The sequence below is a fragment of the Pseudomonas sp. S4_EA_1b genome (genome assembly GCF_016307435.1).
Lineage (GTDB): Bacteria > Pseudomonadota > Gammaproteobacteria > Pseudomonadales > Pseudomonadaceae > Aquipseudomonas > Aquipseudomonas rhodesiae.
Genome location: NZ_JAEILC010000119.1, coordinates 1 through 12,091 on the forward strand (window position 1 = coordinate 1; position 12,091 = coordinate 12,091).

19 protein-coding genes are annotated in these 12,091 nt (G+C 59.8%); all 19 read right to left on the bottom strand.

Annotated elements, in window-relative coordinates; genetic code table 11:
- Positions 1-47: 47 nt before the first annotated feature.
- The 19 genes from YA0848_RS30185 to YA0848_RS30270 all read right to left on the bottom strand — a co-directional run bounded on the left by YA0848_RS30185 (position 48) and on the right by YA0848_RS30270 (position 11,766).
- Positions 48-308 (bottom strand): hypothetical protein, encoded by a 261-nt coding sequence (locus YA0848_RS30185; protein WP_198731467.1) that lies wholly within the window; start codon positions 306-308, stop codon positions 48-50.
- A gap of 11 nt (positions 309-319) precedes the next feature.
- Complete coding sequence (locus YA0848_RS30190; protein WP_044275538.1) at positions 320-628, bottom strand: hypothetical protein; 309 nt, start codon at positions 626-628, stop codon at positions 320-322.
- Positions 618-1,430 carry a 3'-5' exonuclease gene (locus tag YA0848_RS30195; RefSeq protein ID WP_198731468.1) on the bottom strand — a complete coding sequence of 271 codons (813 nt, stop codon included), beginning with the start codon at positions 1,428-1,430 and terminating at the stop codon, positions 618-620. The genes YA0848_RS30190 and YA0848_RS30195 overlap by 11 nt, the downstream gene beginning before the upstream one ends.
- 15 nt (positions 1,431-1,445) lie before the next feature.
- Positions 1,446-1,982 (bottom strand): hypothetical protein, encoded by a 537-nt coding sequence (locus tag YA0848_RS30200; protein ID WP_198731469.1) that lies wholly within the window; start codon positions 1,980-1,982, stop codon positions 1,446-1,448.
- Between the two features lie 6 nt (positions 1,983-1,988).
- Complete coding sequence (locus YA0848_RS30205; protein ID WP_046094767.1) at positions 1,989-2,423, bottom strand: type II toxin-antitoxin system VapC family toxin; 435 nt, start codon at positions 2,421-2,423, stop codon at positions 1,989-1,991.
- Entirely contained in the window at positions 2,420-2,656 is a 237-nt protein-coding gene (vapB, locus tag YA0848_RS30210; RefSeq protein WP_046094768.1) for a type II toxin-antitoxin system VapB family antitoxin, read from the bottom strand. Before vapB ends, YA0848_RS30205 begins: the two co-directional genes overlap by 4 nt.
- Before the next feature lie 9 nt (positions 2,657-2,665).
- A complete protein-coding gene (locus YA0848_RS30215) occupies positions 2,666-3,091 on the bottom strand; it encodes a DUF192 domain-containing protein (RefSeq protein ID WP_198731470.1) in 426 nt (141 codons plus the stop codon).
- 326 nt (positions 3,092-3,417) lie between these two features.
- Positions 3,418-3,717, bottom strand: coding sequence for a hypothetical protein (locus YA0848_RS30220; RefSeq protein ID WP_198731471.1), 300 nt, complete (start codon positions 3,715-3,717; stop codon positions 3,418-3,420).
- A 39-nt stretch (positions 3,718-3,756) separates the two neighbouring features.
- Positions 3,757-4,407: a DNA-binding protein gene (locus tag YA0848_RS30225; protein WP_198731472.1), complete on the bottom strand. Its 651-nt coding sequence runs from the start codon at positions 4,405-4,407 to the stop codon at positions 3,757-3,759.
- Between the two features lie 603 nt (positions 4,408-5,010).
- Positions 5,011-6,147, bottom strand: a complete 1,137-nt coding sequence (locus YA0848_RS30230; RefSeq protein ID WP_198731473.1) for a replication initiator protein A — start codon at positions 6,145-6,147, stop codon at positions 5,011-5,013.
- On the bottom strand, positions 6,134-6,751 hold the full coding sequence (locus YA0848_RS30235; protein ID WP_015272392.1) for a recombinase family protein: 618 nt from the start codon (positions 6,749-6,751) through the stop codon (positions 6,134-6,136). The genes YA0848_RS30230 and YA0848_RS30235 overlap by 14 nt, the downstream gene beginning before the upstream one ends.
- Positions 6,744-6,950 (bottom strand): zinc ribbon domain-containing protein, encoded by a 207-nt coding sequence (locus YA0848_RS30240; protein WP_198731474.1) that lies wholly within the window; start codon positions 6,948-6,950, stop codon positions 6,744-6,746. The genes YA0848_RS30235 and YA0848_RS30240 overlap by 8 nt, the downstream gene beginning before the upstream one ends.
- Positions 6,951-7,089: 139 nt before the next feature.
- On the bottom strand, positions 7,090-7,350 hold the full coding sequence (locus YA0848_RS30245) for a hypothetical protein (protein WP_198731475.1): 261 nt from the start codon (positions 7,348-7,350) through the stop codon (positions 7,090-7,092).
- Positions 7,351-7,360: 10 nt separating this feature from the next.
- Positions 7,361-8,101: a DNA cytosine methyltransferase gene (locus YA0848_RS30250; RefSeq protein WP_332874103.1), complete on the bottom strand. Its 741-nt coding sequence runs from the start codon at positions 8,099-8,101 to the stop codon at positions 7,361-7,363.
- A 24-nt stretch (positions 8,102-8,125) separates the two neighbouring features.
- Positions 8,126-9,088: an SdiA-regulated domain-containing protein gene (locus tag YA0848_RS30255; RefSeq protein WP_011645027.1), complete on the bottom strand. Its 963-nt coding sequence runs from the start codon at positions 9,086-9,088 to the stop codon at positions 8,126-8,128.
- 44 nt (positions 9,089-9,132) lie between these two features.
- Positions 9,133-9,213, bottom strand: a complete 81-nt coding sequence (locus YA0848_RS36820) for a hypothetical protein (RefSeq protein ID WP_425335727.1) — start codon at positions 9,211-9,213, stop codon at positions 9,133-9,135.
- Positions 9,210-9,407 (bottom strand): hypothetical protein, encoded by a 198-nt coding sequence (locus YA0848_RS30260; protein WP_425335724.1) that lies wholly within the window; start codon positions 9,405-9,407, stop codon positions 9,210-9,212. Before YA0848_RS30260 ends, YA0848_RS36820 begins: the two co-directional genes overlap by 4 nt.
- Before the next feature lie 5 nt (positions 9,408-9,412).
- On the bottom strand, positions 9,413-10,264 hold the full coding sequence (locus YA0848_RS30265) for a universal stress protein (protein WP_011645025.1): 852 nt from the start codon (positions 10,262-10,264) through the stop codon (positions 9,413-9,415).
- Between the two features lie 14 nt (positions 10,265-10,278).
- Positions 10,279-11,766, bottom strand: coding sequence for a SulP family inorganic anion transporter (locus tag YA0848_RS30270; RefSeq protein ID WP_011645024.1), 1,488 nt, complete (start codon positions 11,764-11,766; stop codon positions 10,279-10,281).
- Positions 11,767-12,091: the final 325 nt, after the last annotated feature.

The window sequence follows — 12,091 nt, forward strand, 5'->3', positions numbered from 1 at the left end:
GCCCGGGCCGCAGGCCTCGCGCTATGCCTCGGATGACGCCAGGCCGATCACTCGCCGGCACCCTGCTCCAGCTCCAGCAAGCGCGCTGTGGTGGCCTGCTCGATCAACAAATACAAGCGCTCAACCTGCTGTTGTTCCAGCGCTTTCAACAACTCCAGGGCCTCCACCATGCCCTCGGCGCGGGCCTGGGCAATCAAGCAATTCGCCGCGCTGGCGGCGTTGTTCACTTCGGCCAGGCGCCTGCGCAGCACAACCTGATAACTCTGCGGCAGGATCAGGCCAGGCAGCAACTCCGGTTCGTTTCGCATACCGGCCTCCCTCAGTTTTCGCCGACGACCTGGCGCACCTCGGCCATGACCTTGTTCCACTCGTCGACCGCATCAAACATCGCGCCGACCGCTGCCAAGGCGTGCTGTTGCTTGGTGTACGTGCGGTTCATGTGCTCGGGCACGATCACCACGGTATCCGGGTTGCCGTAGTCCATGAAACCAACGGTAACGCCGCCATCCTCCATGTCGAACATCCGCACAACATCGAGCAGGCGGTTATAGCCTTTCGACTCCCACACCAGCAGATAGCGCACCGCGTCTTCCTTGCTCACAACCTTGAAATCGTAATCACTGGACATGTTCAGTTCTCCGTTTGGTAGAAGGTTTGCGCCCATTGGTGCGCTTGTGCAGGTAACGCAGCACGCCCAGGGTCATGCGCGCATCGGCCAGGGAACGGTGGGCGCCATCCTCCAGTACGCCGCAAGCTCGGGCGGCTTCGATCAGCTTGATCCAGCGCCATTGCCAAGACCCATAGCGGCCCTCAACCCATTCCCCATGCCATTCGGCGTACAGCAGCATGGCGCAAGAGGTGGCCAGCGTTGGCGCGACAAGCCCGTGGCATTGGTGGGTTTGTGATAGCAGGCGCTCGTCAAAGGAGGCGTTGTAGGCAACAACCGTCCGCCCCGAGACGATAGAAGCGTATTGCTCTGCGATCTCCGGCCAGGCCGGCGCGGTGGCCACCATGTCATTCGTGATGCGGTGAATCCCTGTGGCCTCCGCTGGAATTGGCTGAGTCGGGCGTATCAGCGTGTTGAGTAGGGGCGTGCCGCTCGCGTCGAGGATCGTGATTTCGCACACCTCGTCGCCATCACCCACGCCCGTTGTTTCAGTGTCCAGCAGCAGACAATCCCCCCCGATCAGCGCCTGGGCACGGGCGGCCACGGCCTTCCGCCGAAGCTGCGCCGCGCTCGGCTCCCATTTCCAGGGCACGCAATCGGCGGGATCGTATACATCGTAGGCCCCGCGGCCTTGCCAGACGCTGCCGGCAGGCCGGGTGCTATACCCCGGCATTAGTCGGTGGCGCGCCTTGAGGTCACGGCAGCAAAGCCAGCCGTTGGCCTCCGCTTCCGCTGGGGTGAGGTGAATACGCGGCCTTGCCATGCCTGGGGCCTCCTGTCAGTTGTCGCCAGTGATGATCGTGTGACGGGCCTGGGACACGTCCAGCGTGCCAGTGCGACCGTCTGCAAAGCGCACAGCCATGGTCGTTTCCGGTGTGCCGGCGACGGCGTGCGCGGCGGCGCGCAACTCTTTCTCGCTGCGGTGGGCCAGCAGTTCGAAAAGCACATGGGCGTCATTGGCGGCGTCCGCGCTATCCCGTTCCAAGGCACCTTTGAGGCTCTGTTTGAGCCAGTTCGAGGCGGTGGGGTCGGCCAGTGTGATGGCGATGCTGTCGGCAAACTGCGCGGTACCGGACGACTCGCGGTTGCTGCTGACGGCCTGGGCGGCCTCACGGTCGATAGCGCGCAACTGATCGCGGGCGGGCTGGCTAAGCCCGCTGTGGAACTCGGCAAGCTGGGCCAGGCCGGTGAGCTGCCACCATGCCGAGGTAAAGCCGTCGCTCCGTTCGGGGCCATCGGGCAGGGTAAGCGCACCTTTCAACTGAGTGAGGTGCAGTTGGGCGCAATCGATAATGGCTTGTTCCAGCTCAGTCATGGCGTATCAACTCTTGGTGGTGGGTTGGGTCCAGTCCTCAAGGACTAGGCCAGGCACGCGAGCAAATTCGCGAGTGTTGTTCGTGACCAGCACACACCCAGCGGCCAGGGCATGGCCGGCTATCGCTGCATCGTTGTTGCCGATTGGCGTGCCCAGACGGGCGAGGGTGGTGCGGATCTGCGTTGTTTGATCTACGGCGGCGGCGTCCCAGGACAGGATAGCGTCCAGGCGCTCCACGAAGGCGTTGACCATCGCAGCCACCTTGGGCGATGCCTTGGGGTTGGCGGCCCCGAAGCGCATTTCGGAGTACGTGATGGCCGAAACGACAATCCGGTGCTGATTGGTGACTGCCTGTTCCAGCTTGGCCAGTACCGCGTCGGGGCGTTCGCGCATGATGAATGAACAGATGTTTGTATCGAGCATGTACGTCTTTTTGCTCATGTGAAATCACCCAGGAAACGGCCTTCCTCGATCACATCCTTTCGCTCGGTCAGAAAGTCAGGATCTGCGGCCGCCACGTCGCGCAACGATGCCCAAGAGGGGCGCACAGGGCGCAGGATCAGCGTTTCGCCGTCGCGGATAATCTCCAGCTCGGAAACGCCCTGGTACTCCATATCCCGGGGGATGCGGATCGCCTGGTTTCGGCAGTTCATGAAAATGGAAACGGTACGCATGGGAACCTCCTACAAGTTGAAACACGTTGAGGCGGTGATGGTGCTGCCGCGCTCGATGCCCAGGTTTGCAAGCTGGCCGCGTGGCACCTCGATAATGCCGAGGGCGGGCCGCAATGATGAATGCTTGACGGTTGTGTTTGGCTCCAGCTCCTGCACGCTCTGGATAACCCCGTCTGCTCCGATCCAAGCTGCCTCTAATGGGGCGGGGGTGTTCTTCATCCACACAAACCGCACTGCCGGCGTAGTCCAGAGAAACAGCATGCCGCGCCCTGGATCTGCTCGACCGGCGAGGCCCTGCGCCTGGGTGGCTTCGGTGGTTGCCACGGGTAAGTCAAGGATCGCGCCGTTCTGGAACGACAACCTACAGTCGGCGGCCTGAACCTGAGCGCTGAGCGTGGTCCCCAAGAGCAATGCAGGTAAGCAACGGTAGAGCATCGGAACCTCCCTCAATCTCTGAGAGAATTCTAACATATGTCGAACATATGTCATAGGAGCAATTGAGCATGCCGGGGTGCGTCGTTATACTGCTCGCATGCGCTCCTTCGCAGAGCACTAGAGGCCCGTTTGCATTGCCGTGCAGCGGGCTTCGCCATTTCTGGCCCTCCTGCATCCCCTCCCCAAAATTCCCCGAATTCCCGTAGAGCCTGGTGCGCGTGGCTGACTAGCGAGGCTTGCCCGAGTCTGTCCGGTGCGAGCGCCTGGCCGCTGCCGGCAGGCAAGAAAAAGCCCGCATGGCGGGCTTTGGGCAGTGCTGATAGTGATCAACTGGTCATGTCGATGATGGATCGGCCCAGGTTGATGGCGAACAAGAGCAGGGTTAAAAACCAGTACAGGGCCAGGCGCTTGTCCTTGGCGGTGTAACCCTCGCTGAATCTGTTCTGACGCTCCGTCGAGACGTACAGAGCGCCCCGGAAGCCTTTCGGGGTGACTACGACAAAGGCGAACAGGAGCCAATCGAAGCCCGTCTCTTGCATGGGACTGTGATAAGCCAGCCATGCGGCAAAGCCAATCCAGATTGCCCAGGCCCAGGTATATAGGGCTTTGCGTTGCGTAGTTTGCATAGTGCTATCCATGTGATTGATCTCCATTTCGCCTGTGAGTTACTTGCCCTTTTTAGCCAGGCCAAGCTGTTTTTCCAGAGCCTCTACCTGACCCTCGGCGCGTGCTGCGCGGTCCAGGGCTTGGCGTTCGGTCTTGCGTGCCTCAATAGCTTCGGAGTCCTTTTCGTTGGCCCTGGTGACAGCCCGGTGGATCTCCTGAGCGCTGTGCTCCTTCTGGTGCTTCAACTCCAGCTCGGCACGTTCTTCCAGGGCGTGATAGTTGGCCTGTAGCTCGCGGTACAGCGCTGCGGTTTCCTCCAGGCCGGCGATCTTGGCGCGTAGGTCGTTCAGTTCTGCATCCATGCTGTCGGCCAATGCAATCGCTTCCTCGGCCTGCTCGCGGATCTGCGCGGCATTCTCTTCGATCACCCGGCGCTTTCCGTCCAGGGCCTGGTCGGCAGCAACGCGGGCCAGGTTCCAGATATCGGCGCCGAAGTTCTCCAGCAACTGGGCCAGGGCAGGCGGTGGCGGGTCGATGAGTGGCTGGGCCTCCTGCTGCTTGCGGTTCTTCCACTCGCTCATGGCCTCTTGAATGGTCGTAAAGCTGCCGACGCCACCCAGGCGCTTGCGCACGTTGGCCAGGGTGGGCTTAGTGCCGTCAGCGTCCAGTTCGTCGGCGGCTTTCCAGATCATTTCTTTGGTGAGTGCCATGGGGCGTGCTCCTTTGTATGTTGTAGCGTGTAGTATCATACAACATACTACAAAATACAATACAAGCTAACGCGGCCAGTCGGCCTTGTTGGCTCCGCTCCAGCGCGGCGGGCAAGCCACCGCACCAGAGCGCAGCAGCAGAAAGGGGAGGGGTTGGCCTGGTGGGCCGGCTCGGTGTGCACGGTGCCGGTGTCGAACGCTACCCGTGAGTTATCCACAAGCCAAGCCAAATCAAGGCCGTTAAAGGTTTAAGTTAAAGGGTTAATACGCGCGCGCGTTGTTAGCGTTTTGCGAGGCCTTGATTTACCTGGGCTGGCGGGTGGTTCTGGTCCCCGGAGTGACGAAATAGGCGGTCCCTAGAGTGACGAACCCCAGTCCCCGAAGTGACGAATCGGCGGTCCCTAGAGTGACGAATCGCGGTCCCTGGAGTGACGAACCGGCTAGGCCGCGAAATTGGGCGCGGTCCCTGGAGTGACGAATGCGCAGATAAAGCCCCCGAAGGGGCTGCGGTACAGCTCAAGAACGCATGAATCAATAGAGAAAAACCCTTACACATCAGTGGATTGACCCCTTCCGGTCCCTGGAGTGACGAATTGCCATGACTCATGCAGCGGGAGCGGCCTTGGCTTTGCGTGGCTTCTTGATACCGCTGCGCGTGGCTTTGAGCAAGGCCGCTTTGCCGGCGTCGGACTTGTTGAAGAACAGCACCGCGTCTTCGTCGGGCAAGTAGGTCATGTAGTAGTCGAGCAAGCTGCCGGCCTCGGCCAGCTCCTTTACCTTGGCGCGAAACTTCTTTTCGGCCTGGGCGCTTCCTACCTTTTTTTGCAGCAGAGTCAGGCCGATTTTCCATTGCCCCTGGTCGCCGCAATGCTTACGGCAAAGCTCATAGATGCGTTTGGCGATGGCGCTACGCAGCCCAAAATAGTCGCCCGGAATGGTCAGTACATCCATGGCCTTCGCAGCGTTAAACGTGGTGTCGGATACCTTTATCCGAATGGCGCACATGCGGTTCTTGGCGCCCCTGGTGATGATCTCCACGTCATCGAGCAGACCAACCCAGCGCCGGCTGCCGTCACGGTCTTTCGTCGACTCAAAGGTGGCCCGCATGCGAGTACCGGTGAGCCTGTCGAACGCCTTGCTAAGCAGCTCATAGCCGCGCTCGCTGGTACTGCTGCGCGTGAAGCTCAACAGTTCGTGGGCGGTCGTCTCGATAGTCGGTGATACGGCTATGCCGGCGTTGATCGCGGCCACCAGCTTCGACACGCAAAACAGCACGATATCTTTGTCATGCTGGGTCGCCCGACCGGCAACGCTGGGAATGATCTCGATCTTGTTCCCGTTGTGCTCGTAAGTGATCTGCCTGGTGTCTCCATCTTCCACGGCGTAGATCGGGTGCTCCATCGTAGGCCGCTCGTCCTTGGGGATCGCCGGCAGGCCGGTCGCAATCCAGAAATCGAGCTGCGTTTCGAGCACCACAACTTGCTTGCGGCCCGCTGAGGCCTTCACCGCCTCGCGCCCTGGTGCCTTGTCCTTCGGCTGCTTGGCCTCTTCGCGTTTCAGCCGCTCCGCCGCCTGCTGGTAGGTTTCGCCTGGTCGGGCTTCGGCCTCGATGCGCTTACGCCACTTGTCGATGTTGATTGCGTCCTGCCCGACCAAGGGGGCTTTGGCCGCTGAGCGACGTTTCGGCAGTGGCGAGGTGGCCAGGTCGGGATCGATATCAAACAACTCATTGGACGACATGCTGGGCCTCCTTGCTCAGATACTTGTAGATGGTGGTTCTGCTGACTTTGAACCTGGCGGCCACGTCGCTGACGGTCGTCAAGGGATCGGCCAGCAGGATCTTGATATCGCGGATCTCCTTCGCTCCAAGCGTCGGCTTGCGACCCCCTTTGCGCCCACGTGCGCGGGCGGCCTCCAGGCCGGCCATGGTCCGTTCGCGGTTTAGCTCGCGTTCGTACTCCGCCAGGGTGGCGAAGACGTTCAACTGCATCCGTCCGCCCGCCGTGCTGGTGTCGATGTGCTCGGTGAGCGATTCAAACCGAACCTGCATGGCTTCCAGTTGCGCCATGAGCTGGAGCAGGTGGGAGAGGCTGCGACCGAAGCGGGAAAGCTGCCACACGACAACGGTATCCCCTGGGCGGAGTGCTTTTAGCATCTGCTCCAGCTCGGGCCGGTTGGCCCTGGCCCCGCTGATCTGTTCCTCATAGATCCGCGTACAGCCAGCGGCGACAAGCGCGTCTCGCTGTAGGTCCAGGTTCTGGTCCTGCTTGCTGGTTCGGGCGTACCCAATGCGCAGGCCTCCGGTCAATATGTCCAGGGTTGAAGAGTCTTTGCCGTTACGCATGGTCACCTCCATGTGGTTGGCCTGGTTTGCCGGTCGATAGCACCACGCCGCCATCCCACTCGGCCACGACCTCGGCCCCGCAACATGTACAAGCGGTCGTCAACTCGGCAGCGGTTTCGGCCAGGTGTAGCTGGCCAGCATGGCCGCATGCGGTGCAACGGTACACGTACAGCGTGGTCGGGATAGGTTTGCTCATCATGGCAATTTCCGTACACCTAATGTAGACACTGAAAAGTTTACGAGAAAGTTAACAGTTATGCCCCAAAAAAAACGCCCCTGGGCGCTTTTTTTGAAGTGTGCAGAAAACGACCGTTTACTGCACAGGCATTTGCTGGGATCTACGCGGCTTCCTCTGCGACAACGGTGCAGTGGTCCAGGGACACCGCGCCCGAAACATCCTCCACCATGATGACCGGTTCGCAGCACATGACGAATGCTCGACCGCAGGTTTTGGTCTGGATCGTCTCGCCCGAGCCAAGCAACTCTTCATAGGTCACGGTCACGCCTTCCTTGTGCTGGGCGTTCCAGTCGTAACACTGGATCTTGGCTGCATCCTCCTGCTCGCGCAGGGTCATATTTGGGCGCTTCGGTTTCGGCATAACGGCAGTCCTATGTAGGTGGGTTCTGTGTAGAGATCGCTTGGCGTAGCGCTGACTCGGCAGCGCTATCGTCCATGTCCATGTAGTAAGCATCCGCCACCAGCTCGTCGATCTCGCGGGCGCTCACATTAGCATCGAGCGCAGCGCGTAGCAGGCCGGCGTCGAGTCGGTCGTATTTGTAGGCTATGGCCAGCGCCGGGTTGTCCTGGGCGTTGTTGGCCATGAAGAAGCCGTAGGAAAACCCTTCCGGGGTTGCGCTGCGGGCGTTCTTGGTGGCGAGGCGGTTGCCGCCGAACTTGCGGTGCATCTTCGAGCCGTCCGAGGCCTCGACCGGGGCAATGGGCAGGTTTGCATTGAAGCGGCCCCAAAGCAGGGTTTTCTTCGTGTACGGGTCGCCCAGGTGGTGCGGGTCGAAGGCCAGGCGCCACGGCGGCAGACCGCCCAGCTTCTCGATCCGGCCTACCGGGTTCTCGATGGCCCATACAGCAGGCCGGAAATATTCAATGGTGCGCAATGTCTGGTGAACGAGCTGCACGGCGGCAACCGTGCGCCCGTCTGCGTCTTTGGCTGCGAAGTGTCGGGCGCCACTGGTGGCGAATTCTGTGCACGGGCACGCGGCGAGGATGGCGTAGATTTCCAGGCCGTCAAAGTCGCCAAACCAGTCACCGAAGAAGCCGGCGCCGAACTCGTTTAGGGGAGCCCGCAGAATTCGGAAAAAATCGTACGCTAACAGCTCAAGTGTCCCGACCACGCCCGACAGTAGCTTGTTGGCTGGTCAATCTGGTTCACGGGTAAAGCGATAGAACAGGTTTGGCTCACTGACCACGTACAAATACCCTTCATCATCGATGGTTACGCCTTCGGCCTGGGGTATGCCTTTCAGCAAACCAGCAAAACCCCTCGCCAAGGAACGGAAACTCACCACCTTGCCCTCATCGGTCATTTCAATCAGCAGTTTCGACTCGTCGCTGAGCAGTATGAGATGGCCACTCTGTTGGTCGAAGACGACCGAAGACAAGTCAGTGGCAAATACCTTGTCCTTTACCAAGTTGGACAGGTCGCGCACGTGCAGGGAAAAACCTCCTGCCAGGCTGGCACGAAGGCCGCCCACTTCCAGCAATTGGCGAGGGTCACGCTCCTTGGTCACAAACAAGCGATCACCTTTCAGGTCGTAGGCGAGCCCTTCAAGGCCTTTGTTGTCCTCCTTGCCAAGCGCCAGGGTCAGAGCTGGATACTGGTCCCGGCTCAATGAACGATCGGGAGAAAGCTTACCGTCTTCGGCGATGGGGACATCCACAATAACCAGGCTCTGCCGGCGCTCCTCGGCGATTACCAGCTGGCCGTTGCCGGCATAGGAGACCGCCTCCACATCGTGGAAGCCATCCAGGTTGTAACGCCTTTCCACATCACCGTCACGACTAAGGGCCAATAGTTCGTTTGGGCCGTTGGTGACTGCCCACAGCAGGTTTAGGTCAGGGTCAAAGGTCAGACCCGAAAGATTGTTGTCCACACCGGGGACCGCCTTAGCATCCAGTTCAACCCGATAGCCAGGCAGCCACACAGAGCGCTCCTGCCAATCGTCGGTGTGCCAGCTGGTCTTTATCCAGAAGTACAAACGATCATCAAGGTGATGGGTGCGGACTTGGAATACGGTGAGCAACACAAGGCACAGCAGTGCCCACATCCAAGCGCTTGCTTTCCGTGTTCGGCTCAGCCAGTTTTTAGCCATCAAATACATTAGGAGCCTCGTTATTTGGGCTGACGCCACGAGTCGTGACGATTTCAATCCGACTCGGTGCGACTCGCACAGGTGATGCACAATGGCGTGGCCGGATCGAACTCCAGACGGCCCGAGGCGATCAACTCGCCGCATTGGTTACACCAGCCATCATTGCTTGCTGCTGGAGTGCATCAATTCTCGACAGACGCCCTACCTTGCTTTGATCCAGCTCTACCGATTGCGAGCGAGACTCAGCGTCTTCCAGCAATTGATCCAGCTCGGCAGCCCGCTGTTCCAGCAGGGTCTTGAAATGGGCAAGATCCAGGGCGTCGTCCATGGACATTAACGCAGCAGTAACAACGGACTGGTGGTGGTGCGGAGCATGCTGGTCGTGGTGCTACCGACCAGGAACTGCCGGATACGTGAATGGCCATAGGCCCCCATCACCAGCAGATCAATGCCATGCTCTTTCTGATAGGCGTGGAGGGTAGGCTCTATCTCGCCGTTCAGGGCCTCGGCGCGAACAGTGAATCCGGCGTTGAGCAGCACTTTCTGCGCCCAGTCCAGCTGCGCCGACGATTCGTCGCTCACGGGCCCAACCATGACCAGGTGGATCGGCAGCCCCTTCAGCAGGGGGCTGGCCGCCAGCATCTCCACACCCTTGCGGGTAGTAGCGCCGCCATCGAAGGCGAGCATCGCGCTCTCAGGCTTTTGGAAGTTGGCCGGGGTGACCAGAATCGGTCGGTGCATGATACGGATCACGCTCTCCAGCTGGCTTCCGACATGCTGACTCAGACCACCGCTAGATTCGCCCTGGCGACCGATGACCAGCAGGCGCGTTTCGGTTTGCAGCTCTTGCAGGCTTTCCAGCAGATCGCCATGACGTTGCTTGGACTCCGGCGCGGCCACGCCATCCTTAATGGCCCGCTCTTTTGCGGCCGCAAGCATGATCCGCCCTTGTTCAAGGGCCAACTTGCCACGCTGTTCATCCAGGGAAGCAAGCTCATCGAGCAGATGCTCGCGGCTGCCAAGGCCGATATTGCCACTCAGATCGGCCGTAACCGGGTACTGGCGCTGATCCAGCACATGCAGGAAGGTCAGCGGGGCTTCCAGGCTCAGACTGGCCCAGGCCGCGTAGTCGCACACGGCTGGAGCCGAGGCGGAAGCGTCTATACAGGCAATTACTTGGGTCATTGTTGTTCTCCTTCTTAGTGGCCCATGAGTTGATCAATGGCGTCGGGTTTATCGTGAACACCGAAGCGATCCACGATAGTGGCGCTCGCTTCGTTGAGGCCCAGCACTTCAACTTCGGTGCCTTCGCGGCGGAATTTGATGACCACTTTGTCCAAAGCGGCAACGGCGGTGATATCCCAGAAGTGAGCACGGTTCAGGTCGATGGTTACCTTGTTTAGGGCTTCTTTGAAGTCGAAGGCCGCGACGAACTTGTCTGCCGAGCTGAAGAACACCTGGCCGGTGACGTTATAGCTACGATGCTCGCCGGCTTCGTCCAGCAAAGAGCTGATCGCCATGTAATGGCCAACCTTGTTGGCGAAGAACATCGCGGCCAGCAGTACGCCGGCCAACACGCCGAAGGCAAGGTTGTGGGTGGCGACCACGACCACCACGGTGACGACCATGACAATGTTGGTCGACAACGGGTGCTTCTTCAGGTTGCGCAGCGAATCCCAACTGAAGGTGCCGATGGACACCATGATCATCACTGCCACCAGCGCAGCCATCGGGATCTGCTTCAGCCAGTCGCCGAGGAATACCACCATCAGTAGCAGGAATACGCCTGCGGCCAGGGAGGACAGACGAGAACGACCGCCGGATTTAACGTTGATGATCGACTGACCAATCATCGCGCAACCTGCCATACCGCCGATTAGGCCCGAAGCAATGTTGGCCACGCCTTGACCCTTGCACTCGCGGTTCTTGTCACTGGAGGTGTCGGTCAGGTCGTCGACAATGGTCGCGGTCATCATCGATTCCAACAGACCGACCACAGCCAGTGCTGCCGAATAAGGGAAGATGATGGCCAGCGTCTCGAATGTCAGCGGCACGTCAGGCCAGAGGAAGATCGGTAGCGTATCCGGCAGTTCACCCATATCACCGACCGTGCGGATATCCAGCCCAACCGACATGGCGACGGCGGTCAGCACGATGATGCACACCAGCGGCGATGGGATGAGCTTGCCGATCTTGGGGACATAGGGGAACAGATAGATGATGCCGAGGCCTGCGGCTGTCATGGCGTAGACGTGCCAGGTGACATTGGTCAGCTCGGGCAGCTGAGCCATGAAAATCAGGATCGCCAGTGCATTGACGAAACCGGTCACCACCGAGCGCGAGACGAAGCGCATCAGCGATCCGAGCTTCAGGTAGCCAGCAGCGATTTGTAGCACGCCACATAGCAGCGTGGCGGCCAGCAGATATTCAAGACCATGGTTCTTGACCAGGGTCACCATCAGCAGTGCCATTGCACCGGTTGCGGCCGAGATCATTCCGGGGCGACCACCGACAAAGGCGATAACCACGGCGATACAGAAAGAGGCGTACAGGCCGACCTTGGGGTCGACGCCGGCAATGATCGAGAAGGCGATGGCTTCAGGGATTAGGGCCAGTGCGACCACAATACCGGCGAGGATGTCGCCACGGATGTTGGATAACCAGGTTTGTTTTAACGAGTGGAGCATCAGAATTCCCAAGGCAATGGATCGCGCAGAACAGCATGGCGCAGGCCATGTGCAGCTGGTCGATACGAGGTCAAATTGTCGGATGTAGAGGAGCTGTGGCGGGTGTTAAAACCTAAAGCACAGCAGAACGCGACCGCTGGCAGAGCAAGCAGTCACAGATGATGCGGGGGGCGAAGCGCTATGGCGGCGTAGGCAGCCAGATCATGTTTTGCAGGGTAAGCATGAGGTCTTATCGAGTGTCTTTAGTAACTCAATGGCCGCAACAGTCTACAGGAAGAGGGCAATTTCTGCGAGTCACCCCCGGACTAGGCTTTGTACGAAAAGT

Bases quoted from the DNA above. Each gene is read 5' to 3' on its own strand.
- vapB (WP_046094768.1), bottom strand. From the start codon at position 2,656: ATGCGTACCGTTTCCATTTTCATGAACTGCCGAAACCAGGCGATCCGC.
- YA0848_RS30255 (WP_011645027.1), bottom strand. From the start codon at position 9,088: ATGTATTTGATGGCTAAAAACTGGCTGAGCCGAACACGGAAAGCAAGC.
- YA0848_RS30270 (WP_011645024.1), bottom strand. From the start codon at position 11,766: ATGCTCCACTCGTTAAAACAAACCTGGTTATCCAACATCCGTGGCGAC.
- YA0848_RS30245 (WP_198731475.1), bottom strand. From the start codon at position 7,350: ATGCCGAAACCGAAGCGCCCAAATATGACCCTGCGCGAGCAGGAGGAT.
- YA0848_RS30240 (WP_198731474.1), bottom strand. From the start codon at position 6,950: ATGATGAGCAAACCTATCCCGACCACGCTGTACGTGTACCGTTGCACC.
- YA0848_RS30200 (WP_198731469.1), bottom strand. From the start codon at position 1,982: ATGACTGAGCTGGAACAAGCCATTATCGATTGCGCCCAACTGCACCTC.
- YA0848_RS30215 (WP_198731470.1), bottom strand. From the start codon at position 3,091: ATGCTCTACCGTTGCTTACCTGCATTGCTCTTGGGGACCACGCTCAGC.
- YA0848_RS30230 (WP_198731473.1), bottom strand. From the start codon at position 6,147: ATGTCGTCCAATGAGTTGTTTGATATCGATCCCGACCTGGCCACCTCG.
- YA0848_RS30205 (WP_046094767.1), bottom strand. From the start codon at position 2,423: ATGAGCAAAAAGACGTACATGCTCGATACAAACATCTGTTCATTCATC.
- YA0848_RS30235 (WP_015272392.1), bottom strand. From the start codon at position 6,751: ATGCGTAACGGCAAAGACTCTTCAACCCTGGACATATTGACCGGAGGC.
- YA0848_RS30260 (WP_425335724.1), bottom strand. From the start codon at position 9,407: ATGGACGACGCCCTGGATCTTGCCCATTTCAAGACCCTGCTGGAACAG.
- YA0848_RS30185 (WP_198731467.1), bottom strand. From the start codon at position 308: ATGCGAAACGAACCGGAGTTGCTGCCTGGCCTGATCCTGCCGCAGAGT.
- YA0848_RS30225 (WP_198731472.1), bottom strand. From the start codon at position 4,407: ATGGCACTCACCAAAGAAATGATCTGGAAAGCCGCCGACGAACTGGAC.
- YA0848_RS30220 (WP_198731471.1), bottom strand. From the start codon at position 3,717: ATGCAAACTACGCAACGCAAAGCCCTATATACCTGGGCCTGGGCAATC.
- YA0848_RS30195 (WP_198731468.1), bottom strand. From the start codon at position 1,430: ATGGCAAGGCCGCGTATTCACCTCACCCCAGCGGAAGCGGAGGCCAAC.
- YA0848_RS30265 (WP_011645025.1), bottom strand. From the start codon at position 10,264: ATGACCCAAGTAATTGCCTGTATAGACGCTTCCGCCTCGGCTCCAGCC.
- YA0848_RS30190 (WP_044275538.1), bottom strand. From the start codon at position 628: ATGTCCAGTGATTACGATTTCAAGGTTGTGAGCAAGGAAGACGCGGTG.